At 68.5% G+C, this 15,576-nt stretch carries 13 protein-coding genes; 8 read left to right on the plus strand and 5 right to left on the minus strand.

The window, feature by feature from the left end; all coding sequences use genetic code 11:
• Positions 1 to 46 precede the first annotated feature (46 nt).
• From ACGFNP_RS26385 to ACGFNP_RS26395, 3 genes are all read right to left on the minus strand, one after another.
• Entirely contained in the window at positions 47 to 2,869 is a 2,823-nt protein-coding gene (locus ACGFNP_RS26385; RefSeq protein WP_358330843.1) for a vitamin B12-dependent ribonucleotide reductase, read from the minus strand.
• Positions 2,866 to 3,321 (minus strand): transcriptional regulator NrdR, encoded by a 456-nt coding sequence (gene nrdR / locus ACGFNP_RS26390; protein ID WP_214636146.1) that lies wholly within the window; start codon positions 3,319 to 3,321, stop codon positions 2,866 to 2,868. The genes ACGFNP_RS26385 and nrdR overlap by 4 nt, the downstream gene beginning before the upstream one ends.
• A 780-nt stretch (positions 3,322 to 4,101) precedes the next feature.
• Positions 4,102 to 4,371 (minus strand): LysM peptidoglycan-binding domain-containing protein, encoded by a 270-nt coding sequence (locus ACGFNP_RS26395; RefSeq protein WP_393323203.1) that lies wholly within the window; start codon positions 4,369 to 4,371, stop codon positions 4,102 to 4,104.
• Positions 4,372 to 5,839: 1,468 nt separating this feature from the next.
• Here ACGFNP_RS26395 and ACGFNP_RS26400 point away from each other — a divergent pair.
• Positions 5,840 to 6,094, plus strand: coding sequence for a hypothetical protein (locus ACGFNP_RS26400; protein WP_214635600.1), 255 nt, complete (start codon positions 5,840 to 5,842; stop codon positions 6,092 to 6,094).
• Between the two features lie 28 nt (positions 6,095 to 6,122).
• A complete protein-coding gene (lexA, locus tag ACGFNP_RS26405; RefSeq protein ID WP_358330849.1) occupies positions 6,123 to 6,830 on the plus strand; it encodes a transcriptional repressor LexA in 708 nt (235 codons plus the stop codon).
• A gap of 284 nt (positions 6,831 to 7,114) precedes the next feature.
• Here lexA and ACGFNP_RS26410 read toward each other — a convergent pair whose 3' ends face one another.
• Positions 7,115 to 7,876 carry a FadR/GntR family transcriptional regulator gene (locus tag ACGFNP_RS26410; RefSeq protein WP_393323208.1) on the minus strand — a complete coding sequence of 254 codons (762 nt, stop codon included), beginning with the start codon at positions 7,874 to 7,876 and terminating at the stop codon, positions 7,115 to 7,117.
• 186 nt (positions 7,877 to 8,062) lie between these two features.
• Here ACGFNP_RS26410 and ACGFNP_RS26415 point away from each other — a divergent pair, with 186 nt between their 5' ends.
• The 6 genes from ACGFNP_RS26415 (at position 8,063) to ACGFNP_RS26440 (ending at position 14,369) form a co-directional block, all read left to right on the plus strand.
• A complete protein-coding gene (locus ACGFNP_RS26415; protein ID WP_393323211.1) occupies positions 8,063 to 9,301 on the plus strand; it encodes an ABC transporter substrate-binding protein in 1,239 nt (412 codons plus the stop codon).
• Between the two features lie 27 nt (positions 9,302 to 9,328).
• Positions 9,329 to 10,279 carry a carbohydrate ABC transporter permease gene (locus ACGFNP_RS26420; RefSeq protein WP_393323214.1) on the plus strand — a complete coding sequence of 317 codons (951 nt, stop codon included), beginning with the start codon at positions 9,329 to 9,331 and terminating at the stop codon, positions 10,277 to 10,279.
• Entirely contained in the window at positions 10,276 to 11,091 is an 816-nt protein-coding gene (locus tag ACGFNP_RS26425) for a carbohydrate ABC transporter permease (RefSeq protein WP_358330861.1), read from the plus strand. Before ACGFNP_RS26420 ends, ACGFNP_RS26425 begins: the two co-directional genes overlap by 4 nt.
• Before the next feature lie 5 nt (positions 11,092 to 11,096).
• Positions 11,097 to 12,245, plus strand: coding sequence for a galactonate dehydratase (gene dgoD / locus ACGFNP_RS26430; RefSeq protein WP_358330865.1), 1,149 nt, complete (start codon positions 11,097 to 11,099; stop codon positions 12,243 to 12,245).
• A 182-nt stretch (positions 12,246 to 12,427) separates the two neighbouring features.
• The gene (locus tag ACGFNP_RS26435; protein ID WP_358330868.1) at positions 12,428 to 13,201 is read left to right on the plus strand and encodes an SDR family oxidoreductase; all 774 of its coding nucleotides are present in this window, start codon (positions 12,428 to 12,430) and stop codon (positions 13,199 to 13,201) included.
• Positions 13,202 to 13,256: 55 nt separating this feature from the next.
• Entirely contained in the window at positions 13,257 to 14,369 is a 1,113-nt protein-coding gene (locus tag ACGFNP_RS26440; RefSeq protein ID WP_393323219.1) for a MalY/PatB family protein, read from the plus strand.
• A 22-nt stretch (positions 14,370 to 14,391) separates the two neighbouring features.
• Here the strand turns inward: ACGFNP_RS26440 and ACGFNP_RS26445 are convergent, their stop codons facing one another.
• Positions 14,392 to 15,348: a hypothetical protein gene (locus ACGFNP_RS26445; RefSeq protein ID WP_393323222.1), complete on the minus strand. Its 957-nt coding sequence runs from the start codon at positions 15,346 to 15,348 to the stop codon at positions 14,392 to 14,394.
• Positions 15,349 to 15,576 lie beyond the last annotated feature (228 nt).

Below are 15,576 nucleotides of genomic sequence, written 5' to 3' on the forward strand. Positions count from 1 at the left end.
TGGGCCTTAGCCGATCAAGCCGAGTGTCGCATTTGCTGGCCCAAAACTAGCTGCAGCCGCTGGTCGAACCGCAGCCCTCGCAGACGTAGCAGCTGCCCGCCGGGCGCATCTTGGTGCCGCAGGTCATGCAGAGCGGCGCGTCGGCGGTGATGCGCTGGTGGTTCTCCAGCGTGAGCTGCTCCCGCACCGGCTCCTGCTCGGGCTTCGCCTCGATCGGCGCCGACTGGGCCAGCGCCTCACGGTCCACCGTCTCCTGCTGCGCGGCCGGGTCCTCGCCACGCTGCTGCGCGGCGCGCTCGGCCGCCGAGAAGATGCCCAGCGCCGCCCGCTCGTCGTAGGGCAGGTGGTCGAGGGCCAGGCGGCGGAAGATGTAGTCCATCACCGAGGTGGCCATCCGGATGTCGGGGTCGTCCGTCATCCCGGCGGGCTCGAAGCGCATGTTGACGAACTTGCTCATGTACGTCTCGAGCGGCACGCCGTACTGGAGCCCTATCGAGATCGCCACCGAGAAGGCGTCCATGACGCCCGCCAGCGTCGAACCCTGCTTGGACATCTTCAGGAAGACCTCGCCGAGCCCGTCGTCGGGGTAGGACGAGGCGGTCATGTAGCCCTTGGCGCCGCCGACCGTGAAGCGGGTGGTCATGCTCGGCCGCTGGTTGGGCATCCGGCGCCTAGTGGGCCGGTTGACCTCGATGACCCGGACCTCCGGCTCGGCGACCTCGGCCGCCTTGTCGACCCTCTCGGCATCCTTCTTCGTGCCGCCGGCCGACAGCGGCTGGCCGACCTTGCAGTTGTCGCGGTAGACCGCCAGCGCCTTGAGGCCGAGCTTCCAGCCCTCCAGGTAGACCTGCTCGATGTCGTCGATCGTGGCCGACTCCGGCAGGTTGACCGTCTTGGAGATCGCGCCCGACAGGAACGGCTGCGCGGCGGCCATCATGCGGACGTGGCCCATCGGGGCGATGGCCCGCTCACCCATCGCGCAGTCGAACACCTCGTAGTGCTCCCTGCGCAGGCCGGGGGCGTCGACGACGTGGCCGTGCTCGGCGATGTACTCGACGATGGCCTCGATCTGCTCCTGCTGGTAGTTGAGCTGCCGGAGCGCGCGCGGGATCGTCTGGTTGACGATCTGCATGGAGCCGCCGCCGACCAGCTTCTTGAACTTGACCAGCGCCAGGTCCGGCTCGATGCCGGTGGTGTCGCAGTCCATCATCAGGCCGATGGTGCCCGTGGGCGCGAGCAGGCTGGCCTGGGCGTTGCGGTAGCCGTACTTCTCGCCGAGCTTGAGGCACTCCGACCACTGGCGGGACGCCTCGGCGTGGATCTTGGCGTCCGTCGTGCCGACCGTGCGCAGGTCGTCGTTGGCGGCGGCGTGCTTGCGCATGACCCGCTTGTGCGGCTCGGCGTTGCGGGCATAGCCGTCGTACGGGCCGACGACCCCGGCCAACTCGGCGCTGCGCCGGTAGGACACACCGGTCATCAGCGACGTGATCGCCCCGGCGACCGCGCGGCCGCCGTCGGAGTCGTACGCGTGGCCGGTGGCCATGAGCAGCGCGCCCAGGTTCGCGTAGCCGATGCCGAGCTGGCGGTAGGCGCGGGTGGTCTCCCCGATCTTCTCGGTCGGGAAGTCGGCGAACGTGATCGACACGTCCATGGCCGTGATGATCAGCTCGGTCAGCTTGACGAAGTTGGCGACGTCGAAGGTGTCGTCGTCCTTCAGGAACTTCAGCAGGTTGATGCTGGCCAGGTTGCAGGAGGAGTTGTCGAGGTGGACGTACTCGCTGCACGGGTTGCTGGCGGTGATGCGCCCGGTCTCGGGGGTGGTGTGCCAGTCGTTGATCGTGTCGTCGTACTGGACACCGGGGTCGGCGCACTCCCAGGCGGCCTTGGCCATCTTGCGGAACAGGTCCCGCGCGTCGACCTTCTCGATCACCTCGCCGGTCAGGCGGCCACGCAGGGCGAAGTCGTCACCCTTCTCCACCGCGTGCATGAACTCCTCGGAGACACGCACCGAGTTGTTGGCGTTCTGGTATTGGACCGAGACGATGTCCTTGCCGCCCAGGTCCATGTCGAACCCGGCGTCGCGCAGCGCGCGGACCTTGTCCTCCTCGCGAGCCTTGGTCTCTACGAACTCCACGATGTCGGGGTGGTCGACGTCGAGCACGACCATCTTGGCCGCCCGGCGGGTGGCGCCGCCAGACTTGATGGTGCCCGCGCTCGCGTCGGCGCCGCGCATGAACGAGACCGGGCCGCTGGCAGTGCCGCCGCTGGAGAGGAGCTCCTTCGAGGAGCGGATGCGGGACAGGTTGACCCCCGAGCCCGAACCGCCCTTGAAGATCACACCCTCTTCCTTGTACCAGTCGAGGATCGACTCCATCGTGTCGTCCACGGCCAAGATGAAGCAGGCGCTCACCTGCTGCGGGCTCGCGGTGCCCACGTTGAACCAGACCGGCGAGTTGAACGCGAACACCTGGTGCGTCAACGCGTGCTTCAACTCATGGTCGAAGATCTCGGCGTCCTCGTCGGTGGCGAAGTAGCCGTGCTCGACCGCGGTCTTCGTGTAGACGCCGACGACCCGGTCGACCAGCTGCTTGAGGCTCCACTCGCGCTGCGGCGTGCCCACGGCGCCACGGAAGTATTTGGTCGTGACGATGTTGGCGGCGTTGACCGACCAGAACTCGGGGAACTCGACACCCCGCTGCTCGAAGTTGATCGAGCCGTCGCGCCAATTGGTCATGACGACGTCGCGGCGCTCCCACTTGATGTCGTCATAGGGGTGCACACCGGGCTTAGTGAAGATCCGCTTCATCTTGAGCCCCTTACGCGGACGCTTACCTCCGCGCGTGACTGAACCGCTGGCCGTCTCCGTCATGACTCCCCCTTCTCCGCCTTCAACTGTTCGATCTCGGCTTCGAAGTCCGCCAGGCTCTCGAAACCGCGATATACCGATGCGAACCGCAGGTAGGCCACCTCGTCCAACTCCCGCAACGGGCCCAGGATCGCCAACCCCACCTCGTTGGAGGGGAGCTCGGCGGCACCCTTGGCCCGGATGGCCTCCTCGACACGCTGCCCCAACTGGGCCAGCGAATCCTCGCTCACCGGCCTGCCCTGGCAGGCCCTTCGCACTCCCGCGACAACCTTGTCGCGCGAGAACGGCTCCGTCACTCCGCTGCGCTTGCTCACCATCAGCAGTACGGTCTCCTGCGTGGTGAATCGGCGCCCGCATTCCGGACAGGTACGGCGGCGCCGAATGGCCGCGCCGTCCTCTGTCGAGCGGCTGTCGATGACCCTCGTGTCGGGATGACGACAGAACGGACAATGCACGCTTTCGCCCTCCTCGACCACGTGGCCACCACAGGCGTAAAGCGCTCGTCGGCGTACGCTCGCGCACGCACCACGGCTCGGCATGGTGCGGTCACGGAAACACAATTTGTGGTGAACTACATCGGTGTAACTACTAGATGTTGTGGTCCAACCGTAGAAGCGAGCGACCATGAACGCAAGTTGGGCGCGGCCTTCTCGCCGAAGTCGCTGATCAGCGCAGCCACCTTAGTCCGACCCGGGCGTGTCGTCGTCAACACCGGGCCGGGAGGGCGTGTTCCTGGGCTCGCGCGTCACCTTGGTTCGCCCGTCTCACGTGGGTGAACACAGCTCACAGGCATCTCGTACGGCACATCTGTCCGCACTCGTCGCCGGGGTTTCGGTTGGGGACAGACCATTTTCGGGCCTGCACCGGCACGGCGCTTCGGGGGGTGCGATACGGGCTCCCGACTCGCCGACGCTTGCTGATGGCCGACGAAGCGTCCACGCGACGCCGCTGCCTGCCCACCCGACAAGGGGCCGCACGCTTGGACGGCGGCGAGCCCGAACCGCCGGCGATCGCCGAGAGGCGACCCGGCTTCGCCGCGACGTACGCCTCCGCCGACGGCCGCCCGCGGACACCACGGTGACCGCCCGTGAACACCACGATGGCCCCGCCAGCCAGACCGTCCAGGTCGGCCCGGCCGTCAGGCAGGCGGCCGAAGCGGCCAGAGCCCCGCGCGGGCGCGACCCCCCCTCGCGGGCGCCGTGTCCGTGTTTGCCGCTCAGCGCTCGTTTCCCGGCTTACGGTAAGGTGCGGGCGCTCGGGACGTACAGGCGGGTGCCGGGGCGGATGAGCGAGTCGGACAGGCCGTTCAGCCGCTTGATCTCGGTCACGACCGCTCCGGGGTCGTTCTCCTCGGGAGCCACCGCGTCGGCGATCGTCCAGAGCGTGTCCGCCTCGTGGACGGTCACCCAGGGCAGACCCGCGTGACTCGGTACGGCGGGCGCCACGTTCGCCAGGCTGACCGCGCGGGTGCCGAGCCAGAACCCGCCCAGGGAGAGCAGAGCCATGGCCATCACCAGCACGGCCCGCCCCCTCCGCGTGAGCCGTACGGGGGGATTGCGCCTCGGGGCACCGGCACGCCTCCTGGACAGACGGGTCCGATCTGCGGGCAGGCCGCCCTTGCGCCGGGGGCGGCGCGCGTACGAGCCCGGCACCTCACGGGCCCGACCACCGGAACGACCAGCCGCTTCACGGGCCTGGCCACTGGAACGACCAGCCACCTCGCGACCCCGACCACCGGAACGACCAGCCACTTCACGGCCCCGACCACCAACACGCCCACCCGCACCTCGAGACCGCGCACCGTAACGGCCCCCCGCCCCGCGCGACCGTCCCTTGGACCGGACTGACGCCTCATGGGACGGATCCTCCGCCCCTTCACGCAGCAGCGCCTCCACGTGGCTATCCCGCGCACGAAGCGACGAGTTCCCAGCCTCGGCCGATCGCCCAGCCTCCGTTGTGCGTCTGGGGACCGCTGAGCGACCAAGTCCTGCCGAGCGCCCGGACTCCGCCGACCGCCTAGCCCCCGCTGAACGTCCGAGGTCCGCTGAACGTCCGAGGTCCGCTGAGCGACCAAGTCCTGCTGAGAGCCCGGACTCCGCCGACCGCCCAGCCTCCGCTGAACGTCCGAGATCTGCTGAGCGATCAAGTTCCGCTGAGCGCCCGGGCTCTGCTGAGCGCTCGGTTGCGCCCGTAGGCCGTACACCTTCGCCAGGCGGCGGCGTGTCGTCGGCGTCAGGGCGCGGCGCGGGCACGAGCCGCAGGAGCGGCCTTCCCTGTGCCGAAGCCCGACGGCGGACGGGCCCTCCGCCAACAGATCCGCCCCCGGCACGCCCGCCGCCTCCCCTGGGACGGCCTCCGCTGCCGTATTCGGGATGGCCTCCGCCCCCACGTTCAGGGCGTCCCCTACCCTCGCTACCGGAACGCCCTCCGCCCCCACCCTCGCTGCCGGAACGCCCTGCATCGCCGATTTCGCGAGGACGGCCGCCCCCGCTCCGGAGACGCCCCCCATCCCCGCTTCCGGAACGGGCGCCACCCTCGCCCCCAAGCCGGCCTTCACCCTCAGGACCGGCGGATCTCATACTTGCGGATCCTGGACCGACGGACCTCGAACCAGCGGACCTCAGACGAGCGGGCAGAGGACCGACAGATCCCGGTCTGGCGGACTCTGGACCGACGGACCCCGAACCAGCGGGTTCCGAACCAGTGGGCCCGAGAGCTGACGGCCCCGCATCGGCAGACCCCGAGCTAGTGGGTCCTGAATCTGACAGCCCCGCACCTGCGGATCCCCGCCCCGAGGGCCGAAGAGCGGCAGGCTCCGGCTCTCGGCCGCCGGAGCGGTCACTGACATTCGTATGTTCGAAACTTGGCCGGCCGGCGGAATCGCCACCCCGGCGGCCGTCCCCCTGGTCCGCACTCGCTTTTCCGGCCCGCGGCGCCGGTCTCCGGGTGGCGTCCGCCAGAAGGGTGAGGCGCTTGACGTCTTCGCTGGTGGCATCTGTGATGGTGGTCGCTCGCATGTTTGACCTCCCCGCCGTCCCGGCCCGAAAAAAAGACCCAATAAAGATCGGCAAATCGAACACGGTGTCGATCGAACTCCCGTACGATGTTGTACACCACGCTGCCAACAATTTCGAGGAAGACTCGAACAATTGTTTGAAGATGATCTTCAACAGCGATACGGTCGCTGTGTGCGACACGAAGACCACGGACCGGGAGATTCGCCGGTGAGGCGGGCCGCCGGGCGAGGAGGCAGATCATGAGCGATCGGGATGACACCAACGGGGTCAGTGACCTCGCGGTGCGTCGGCGTGACTCCCTGGGCCTGACGCCCAGGCAACGCAAGATCCTCGAGGTGATTCGCGACTCGGTCCAACAACGCGGATACCCGCCGTCCATGCGCGAAATCGGCGAGGCCGTACAACTGACCAGCACGTCCAGCGTGTCGCACCAGTTGACGGCGTTGCAGCGCAAGGGCTACCTGAGACGTGACCCGCACCGGCCGCGCGCGCTCGAGGTGCGCCTGCCCGGCGAGCCCGTGCTCTGGGTCGACCCCGACGCCGCCGAAACCGACTCTCCGGTGAGCAGGCCCACGGCCGCCTACGTGCCGCTGGTCGGCCGGATCGCCGCCGGTGGTCCGATCCTCGCCGAGGAGAGCGTCGAAGACGTCTTCGCCCTGCCCAAGCAGTTGGTGGGTGAAGGCACCCTCTTCCTCCTGCAGGTCGCGGGTGACTCGATGATCGAGGCCGCCATCGCCGACGGCGACTGGGTCGTCGTACGCCAGCAGCCGGTCGCGGAGAGCGGCGACATCGTGGCGGCCATGATCGATGGCGAGGCCACGGTGAAGACGTTCAAGCGCAAGGACGGCCACGTCTGGCTGGTGCCGCACAACTCCAACTACGACCCGATCCCCGGCGACGAGGCCAGCGTCCTGGGCAAGGTCGTGGCGGTCCTCCGCCGCCTCTAGCACCTGCGGATATTTCAGGCGTACGGCAGGGTGACGGGCCTGCCATACGCCAGCAGCACCGTACGCATACGACAGAGGGCATGGCAGGCAACACGCCTGCCATGCCCTCTGTCCGTGTCGAGTTGCCGGAATTCCCACCCCGAGAAGCTCGCCCGAGCCAGCGATACGGCTGGGACGGCGGCCGTTGGATTGTTGCCGCCGCTCGTCGATGTCCGCGACCGCCGCGGCGGAATCCTCCTCGGCCCGCAGCAGCGCCGGCGGCCGGTGCCGGCTCGTCCAACCGGTCAGGCGTCGCCGGGCTCGGCGGTCCGCTCCCACAGCGACTTCATCTCGGCATACCCCTGTTCCAGGGTCTCCGCCATGGCCTCCCGGGCCCGCTCTCCGTCGCGGCGCTGGATCGCCTGGGCCACGTCAGTGTGCAGCTGCAGCGCGTGCTCGTCCGGATGATGAGGCATCAGGTGGTGGTGGTGCCGGCCGGCGAGCACCTCGGTGACGATCAGTTGCAGTTTCGCGAACATCTCGTTGCCGGAAGCGACCAGCACCCGCCGATGGAACTCGATGTCCAGGTCGACGAAGCGGGCCACGTCGCCGGCCTTCCCGGCGGCCCACATCTTGGCCGCGAGCCCGACCAACTCGCTCGCCTCGTCGTCGTCGACCCGCTCGGCGGCCAGCCAGGCGGCGTACGGCTCGATAGCGGTCCGCAGCTCGGTGAGCGAGCGCATCTGCGCCATCCGCCCGGCTGAGGCGAGCCGCCAGCGGATCACCTGCGGATCGAAGACGCTCCAGACCCCGGGGGACTGGATCATGATCCCGACCCGGCGCCGGGTCTCGATGAGCCCCATGGACGCGAGCACCCGCAGCACCTCGCGGATCACCGAGCGGGAGACCTGGTAGCGATCGACCAGGTCTTCGATGCTCAGGACCGAACCAGCGGCCACGTCGCCGCTGCATATGGCGGTGCCGAGGTGGTCGAGGACGCGTGCGTGCAACCCGGCCTCCGCAGGGGCGGGCCGAGCGGGGGCGGTCCCCGGGGCGGACTGATTCACGGGAAAGAGCATATCAGTTGAAGGCTGACTCTTGAATAAGTCTGCTTTTTGGGCCTAGCATCCCGTCATTAAGCAGATGTTAAGAGAGTGTGGCGCTCTTCGCGGGGGATGGCGGCCATGACAGAAAGGTGGAATGACGTGCTACGTCGATCGATATTCGGTACATCTCTGGCCATGGTTGCCGCCATGGGCCTGACCGCCTGTGGCGGTGGCGGCGACAGCGGCGCGTCCAAGACGGTCCGCATCACGCTGACCAACCACGTGTGGACCGAGAACATCAAGCAGGCCCTGCCCGAGTTCGAGAAGCAGACCGGGCTCAAGGCCGAGATCACCCAGCTCGGCGAGGACCAGCTCTCCGACCAGTACAACGTCAAGCTGAACGCCGGCTCGTCCGACATCGACGTGATGATGTACCGCCCTCTTCAGGAGGGCAGGCTCTTCGCCAAGAACAAGTACCTGGCCGACCTGTCGGAGCAGGTGAAGGCCAACAAGGACTGGGACTTCGGCGACTTCCAGGCCGGCCCGGTGGAGGCCACCACGTACGAGGGCAAGCCGGTCGGCGTCCCGATCATCACCGAGCAGGAGGTCCTCTACTACCGCAAGGACCTGCTCGGCAAGGCCGGCCTGAGCGCCCCGCCGAAGACCCTCGACGAGCTCAAGGCCGCCGCCGCCAAGATCAAGGCGGCCGAGCCGGACGTCGCCGGTTTCGTCGCCCGTACCGGCAAGTCGGCGGCGGTCACCCAGTTCTCCAGCTTCCTGTACAGCTTCGGCGGCGACTTCGTCGACGGCAGCGGCAAGGCCGCGGTCAACAGCGAAGCGGCCAAGCAGGCGTACGCCTACTACGGCGGGCTGATCAAGGACTCCGGCCCGGCGAACGTCAGCACCGACATGAGCTGGTCCGAGGCGATGGCCATCTTCACCCAGGGCAAGGCCGCCTTCTACACCGAGGCCAACTCGCTCTACAAGAACGCCACCGACCCGGCCAAATCCAAGGTCTCGGACAAGGTCGGCTTCGCGCCGTTCCCGGCCGGGCCGAGCGGTTCCAAGCCGTACAACATCCCGGCGTGGGCACTGGGCATCAACTCCAACTCGGAGAACACGGGCAACGCCTGGAAGTTCATCGAGTGGGCCACCAGCAAGGCGCAGACGCTCGCCCAGCAGAAGTCCGGCGTGCCGGGCGCCCGCAGCTCCGTCTGGACCAATCCGGAGGGCACCTCGACCTTCCCGAAGGACATGGTGGCGGCCATCGCGGCCAGCACCAAGGACGGGGTGGGTCATGACCGGCCGCGGGTCGTGAAGGTCGCCGAGTCCCGAGAGATCGTGGGCCAGCCGATCGTCGACGCGATCACCGGCAAGGACGCCGCCGCGGCCGCCGACACGGCCAACGCCGCGTTCCAGAAGTTCCTGGACGACGAGGCCAAGTAAGCGGCACCGCCGACCCCTGGAGTCCCCATGGCAACGATCACCACAGCCACCACCGAGTCGCCGCGAGGCGCCCCCGCCGCCCCCGACACGCCCGGCTGGCTGCGCTGGGCCGACGACCACCGCAAATGGCTCTTCGCCGCGCCCGCGATGGTCTTCGTCGCCGCGCTGCTCGTGTTCCCGCTGGCCTGGACCGGCTATCTCAGCCTGACCGACGCCGAGGGATCCGTCCGCGCGGAGAGCGAGTTCGTCGGCTTCCAGAACTACCTCGACGTCCTGTCGGACACCGAACGGTTCTGGCCCGCGGTCGGGCGGACCGCCACGTTCACCGTCGTCGCGCTGCTGTTCGAGGTGGTCCTCGGGATGGCGATCGCGCTGCTGCTCTGGCGGCCGTTCAAAGGACAGCGGTGGGTCCGGGTCGCCATCCTCATGCCGCTCGTGGCCACCCCGGTGGCGGTCGGCATGATGTGGCGGCTCATCTTCGACCCGAACATCGGCCTGGCCAACCAACTCCTCGGCTGGTTCGGCATCGGGCCGCAGCCGTGGCTCGCCGGACAGCACTCGGCCCTGCCCACCACGATCTTCATCGACGTGTGGCAGTGGACGCCGATGGTGGTGCTGATCCTGCTCGCCGGGCTCACCTCGCTGTCGGAGGAGCCGCAGGAGGCGGCGCGCATCGACGGCGCCAGCACCTGGCAGCGCTTCCGGCACGTCACCCTGCCGCTGCTGATGCCCACGCTGACCGTGGCGGTGCTGCTGCGCGGCATCGACGCGCTGAAGACCTTCGACATCCTCTACGCCACGAAGGGCCGCGGCGGCGGTTCGTTCCACGAGGTGGAGACGCTGAACGTGTACGCGTACGGCCTCAGCTTCGACTACAACGAATACGGCGTCTCCTCCACCGTCCTCATCCTCTTCTTCCTCATCATCATCGGGGCGATGTGGGCCCTGACCACCCGGCGCAAGGAGGCGCAGCGATGAAGCCCCGGTCCGCGTACCAGGTGTTCCGGGTGGTGGCGCTCACCATCGTGGTGCTCGCACTGGTCGCGCCGCTGCTCTGGATGATCACCGCGTCGTTCAAGACCAACGTCGACATCTACGACACGGGCAAGGCGCTGGCCTTCTCGCCCACCGTGGACAACTACGCCAAGGTGCTCCAGCAGGCGAACTACGTCGAGTTCATCGTCAACAGCCTCTGGGTGGCGTTCGCCGCCACCGTAGCGTCGTTGATCCTCGGCGTGCCGGCCGCGTACTCGATGAGCCGGTTCAACATGCGGAAGTCCGCGCTGGTGGTGCTGATGGCCCGGGTCATCCCCGGCGTCTCGCTGCTGGTGCCCTGGTACTACGTCTTCTCCAACCTGAAGATGGTCGGCGGCTTCGGGGTGCTGATCATCAGCCACATGTTCGTCTCGCTGCCGCTGGTGGTCTACATCATGATGGGCTACTTCGACAGCCTGCCCGAGGAGCTGGAGGAGGCGGCGCTGGTCGACGGGCTGACCCACGTCGGCGCGTTCCGCCGCATCACCCTGCCGCTGTCCGTGCCGGGCATCGCCACCGCCGGGATCCTGTCCTTCATCTTCTCCTGGAACAACTTCATGTTCGCGCTCGTGCTCTCCGACGCCGACACCAAGACCCTGCCCGTGGCGATCTTCGACTTCGTCGGCTACGCCAGCATCGACTGGGGCGGCCTGATGGCCGCGGCCACCGTGGTCACCGTGCCGATCATGGTGATCGCCCTGTTCGTGCAGAAGTACGTGGTCTCCGGCCTCACCGCCGGCGCGACGAAGGGCTGACCGGCATGACGACCATCGCGCGCATAGAGACCTTCCTCGTCGCCCCCCGCTGGCTGTTCGTCCGGGTGGAGACCGACTGCGGGATCGTCGGCTGGGGCGAGGCCACCTGCGAGGGGCGCTCCGAGACCGTACGCGCCGCCGTCGACCAGCTCGCGGAGCTGCTGGTCGGCCGGGACGCACTGCGCATCGAGGACCACTGGCAGGTGCTGACCAAGGGCTCGTTCTACCGGGGCGGCCCGATCCTGGCCAGTGCCGTGGCGGGCCTCGACCAGGCGCTCTGGGACATCGCCGGCAAGCACTTCGGCGCCCCGGTGCACCAGCTGCTCGGCGGTCCGGTCCGTGACCGGATCCGGGTGTACGGCTGGGTCGGCGGCGACGAGCCCGGCGAGGTCCGCGACCACGTCGCAGCCCAGGTCGAGGCCGGGCTCACCGCGGTCAAGATGAACGCCTCCGGCAGGATGAGCCCGGTCGCGTCGATCGCCGAGCTAGACGGCGTGGTCGCCCGGGTGGCCGCCGCCCGCGAGGTGCTCGGCGACCACCGCGACGTGGCCGTCGACTTTCACGGGCGGTTCACGCTGGCCAACGCCCGCCGGGTGGCGCCGCTGCTGGAGCCGTACCGGCCGCTGTTCCTGGAGGAGCCGGTCGTCCCGGAGAACTCGCACCTCATCGGCGAGTTCGTCCGCTCGACCACCATCCCGGTGTCGACCGGGGAGCGGCTCTACAGCCGGCAGGAGTTCCTGCCCGTCCTGCAGGCCGGCATCGCGGTCGCCCAGCCGGACCTCTCGCACGCCGGCGGCATCACCGAGGTACGCAAGATCGCAGTGCTGGCCGAGGTGTACGACGTGCAGCTCGCCCCGCACTGCCCGCTCGGCCCGATCGCCCTCGCGGCCTGCCTGCAGGTCGGCTTCGCCACGCCGAACTACCTGATCCAGGAGCAGAGCATCGGCATCCACTACAACCGCGGCGCGGAGGTGCTCGACTACTGCCTCGACCAGACCCCGCTGACCTTCGTGGCCGGGCACATCGAGCGGCTCACCGCGCCCGGCCTGGGCATCGAGATCGACGAGCAGGCGGTCCGCTCGGCCGGCAAGAGAGGGCACGCCTGGCGCGGCCCCATCTGGCGGCACCCGGACGGCTCCTTCGCGGAATGGTGACCCTGACCCGCGACCTCACCGAAACCCTCGCCACCACCCGGCTCCTGGCGATCATCCGGGCACCGGCACCCGGCGAACTCCTCAGCCGGTGAGCGGTCGGTGAGTCCACGGTGAGCCATCGCCGTCACTGTTGAGCCATCGCCGGATCCACCGAGGGCCCGGCCGCTGAGCGAGGAGCAGAGATGGATGTTCTGGCAGGCAAGACGGCATTGGTGACGGGCGGTTCGCGTGGCATCGGCCGGGCGGTGGCGCTGCGACTGGCCGCCGAGGGCGCGCTGGTCGCCGTCCACTACGGCAGCGACGAGGGCGCGGCCAAGGAGACCGTGGGGTGGATCGAGGAGGCAGGCGGCCGGGCGTTCGCCGTTCGGGCCCGGTTCGGTGACGACGGCGCGGTGGATCAGCTGTTCGAGGGCCTGACCGCAGGGCTGGCGGGACGCGGGCTGGACATCCTGGTCAACAACGCGGGTATCAGCTCGGGCAACCCGATCTCACAGGTCACACCGGAGGAGTTCAGCAGGCTGCTCGCGATCAACGTCGCCACCCCGTTCTTCGTGATCCAGCGCGCGCTGCCGCTGCTGAACGACGGCGGCCGCGTCATCAACATGGGCTCGACGGCCAGCCGGTTCGCGGTCTCCACGCAGATCGGCTACACCATCAGTAAGGCAGCGCTGGAGTCGATGGCTCCGTCGCTGGCCAACGAGCTCGGCGGGCGGGGCATCACGGTCAACACGGTCGCGCCCGGCGCGGTGCGGACCGACCTGACCGCGGGCTATACATCCATCCCCGAGGTGGTCGCCGGGCTGGAGTCGATCACCGCGCTCGGCCGGCTCGGCGAGCCCGAGGACGTCGCCGACGTCATCGGCTTCCTGGCGGGGCCGCAAGGCCGGTGGGTGACCGGTCAGACCATCGACGTCTCGGGGGGCACCTACCTCGGCCCGATCGCCCCCCGCGCGTGACCATCCCCACATGGGATGGGCTGGCAGAACCAGAGGTGGTTTCTAGAATGACCGCGTGACCGACATAAAGCGGGCAGAAGACATCAAGGCAACGCATGACGGATTCAAGTGGGCCAAAGCCGCCCCCGGCGTAATCCCCGCCTGGATAGCCGACATGGATCTCCCCACCGCTCCCGAAGTCGTCAGCGCGCTCCAGCGTCGGGCCGAGGGGGATCTCGGCTACCCCACCTGGCTTGACAGCCCTCAGTGCGGGCCCCTGGCCGAAGCGTTCGCCGAGCGCATGGCTGGGCGGTACGGCTGGCGGGCGGATTCCGAGCATGTGCGTAGCTACAGCGACATCAATCAGGCGCTCCAGGTGCTGCTCCACGTGTGGACGCGGCCCGGTGACGGGGTGGCCGTACACACGCCCACCTACCCGCCCTTCCTCGGGACGCTGGAGGGCATGGAACGCCCCCTGCATCCCATCCAGCTACGCCCCGATGGGCCCAGCCGGGGGTCGTGGCGGTTTGAGGTGCCTGATCTGTCTGGGTGCAAGGTTCTGTTGCTGGTCAATCCCCACAATCCCACCGGCCGGGTCTTCACGCGTGAAGAGTTGACCGAGCTGGCTGAGCATGTCGAGCGGCACGATCTTCTCGTCATCTCCGACGAGATCCACGCCGACCTCGTCTATGCCCCGCATCAGCACATCCCGTTCGCCACCATCCTGCCCGAGCGCACCGTCACCCTGACCTCCGCCACCAAGGCGTTCAACCTGGGCGGGATCCGCTGCTCGGTCGCTCACATCGGCTCGCCGGACATGCGGAAGGTCCTCGCCGCGCAGCCGCCCTTCGTGTTCGGGTCGGCGAACCTGTTCGGGGTGGAGGCCACGGTGGCGGCCTGGCGGCATGGCGACGCCTGGCTTCAGGAGACGCTCGCCCTGCTGGACAGGAATCGCCGCACGATCGCCGAACTCCTGCCCGAAGAGGCTTCCTACCGCATGCCGGAGGCCACCTACCTGGCCTGGCTCGACTACGGGCGCCCGGGTGTGCAGGAGGTGCTCGAACGCGAGGCCAAGGTCATGCTGAGCGACGGCGCGACGTTCGGGCCCGGTGGCGCGAACTACGTCCGGCTGAACTTCGCCACCACCGAGCCGATCTTGGCCGAGATCCTGCACCGGATGCGGGGCTGAGGCCGATGACACAAAAGAAAAGCTAGAAACGAGGGAAGTCCGTCTCTTCCACCCCCGACGGCCCAGCGCCCACCGAGTCCTTCTTCATGGACTCTGCCACGAGATACTCCAGCCGCCCAGTTATGGCCCCCTGAATCAAGATAAGGGCCATGGACAACCGCCATCCCACCTTGATGCTCCCCAGCAGGGAAGCCGGGTTGACGGACGCGGCCAGGCGCAGCGCCATGATCAATCCCAGCTCGCTCACAGTCGTCCAGAACGCGAGTGTGTGCAGCAGGTTCAGCTGCCGCACCGCGTCCTGCAGCCCGACGGCCCGGCCTGCGGCGTAGTCGGCGAGCTGGATACCCGCGGTGACGAAGTCGCGTAACTTCTGGTCGGCTACGTCCTTGGCGCCGCCGTGCCACGCGGCCGCCAGCGCCTCCAGCTTCATCGGGTCCCCGGCCCCGAAGGTCTGACCCAGGGTGTTGGCGGCGTGCCGCCAGGCCGCGATGGCCTCGTCGACCTTCTCGTCGTGCCAGGTCACGGTGACCAGCCAGAGCATGAGACCGGTTACGGCCGTGGCCGACATCGTGGCGGCGACCTTGAGCATGGACAGCGTGCGCTGGCTCAGGTTCGCCATCTTCGCCGCCTCGGCCGGCAGGTTCGCGATCCCGGCGGCCGAGCCGCGCTGGAAGTAGGAGGACGCCTCCGCCAGCCGGACGAGGGTCACACCCGAGGTGCCGAGCGACATGAGGCCCTGTACCACACCGTTCCGGACCTCCGGCTCAGGCGAAGGCGCGTCCCCGCGTACGAGAGGCTGCTGGTGGTGGCTGACGGCAAGGACCGCGCGCATGACGTCGTTGGAGGCCCGCACGTACCCGTCGGCGGTGAGCTTCAGGTTGCGCGAGATGCCCTCGGCCGACTCCACGCCTCGTTTCGCCCGGCTGTTGAACTCGTTACTGGCCTGGTTGTGGCGGTCTCTCGCCGTGGCACCGGCCATGCCGAACGTCCCCAAGGGGAGCTCTGGAACGGCGAGCCCTTCAAGGGCCTTGCGGATGTCCTGGGCATTGAGTCCGGTTTCCCGGATACCGCTCTGACGAAAGCCGAGAGGTTCCACCGCCTTATGCCTGAGGGGAGAAGGTGGGCGGGAGCCAGGGGCGAGACGCTAAGGGCTTCATGGGGTCAACCCTGCCGACGGGACCCGCTCCGATCATCATCGGAGCGAATC

Origin of the sequence: Nonomuraea sp. NPDC049269 (assembly GCF_043197155.1) — a bacterium.
Lineage (GTDB): Bacteria > Actinomycetota > Actinomycetes > Streptosporangiales > Streptosporangiaceae > Nonomuraea.

What these genes read in the sequence shown, in the direction of transcription:
- ACGFNP_RS26385 (WP_358330843.1), bottom strand. Translation starts at nt 2,869, where the DNA reads ATGACGGAGACGGCCAGCGGTTCAGTCACGCGCGGAGGTAAGCGTCCG.
- ACGFNP_RS26420 (WP_393323214.1), top strand. Translation starts at nt 9,329, where the DNA reads ATGGCAACGATCACCACAGCCACCACCGAGTCGCCGCGAGGCGCCCCC.
- ACGFNP_RS26395 (WP_393323203.1), bottom strand. Translation starts at nt 4,371, where the DNA reads ATGGCTCTGCTCTCCCTGGGCGGGTTCTGGCTCGGCACCCGCGCGGTC.
- ACGFNP_RS26445 (WP_393323222.1), bottom strand. Translation starts at nt 15,348, where the DNA reads ATGGCCGGTGCCACGGCGAGAGACCGCCACAACCAGGCCAGTAACGAG.
- ACGFNP_RS26415 (WP_393323211.1), top strand. Translation starts at nt 8,063, where the DNA reads ATGGGCCTGACCGCCTGTGGCGGTGGCGGCGACAGCGGCGCGTCCAAG.
- ACGFNP_RS26435 (WP_358330868.1), top strand. Translation starts at nt 12,428, where the DNA reads ATGGATGTTCTGGCAGGCAAGACGGCATTGGTGACGGGCGGTTCGCGT.
- ACGFNP_RS26425 (WP_358330861.1), top strand. Translation starts at nt 10,276, where the DNA reads ATGAAGCCCCGGTCCGCGTACCAGGTGTTCCGGGTGGTGGCGCTCACC.
- lexA (WP_358330849.1), top strand. Translation starts at nt 6,123, where the DNA reads ATGAGCGATCGGGATGACACCAACGGGGTCAGTGACCTCGCGGTGCGT.
- dgoD (WP_358330865.1), top strand. Translation starts at nt 11,097, where the DNA reads ATGACGACCATCGCGCGCATAGAGACCTTCCTCGTCGCCCCCCGCTGG.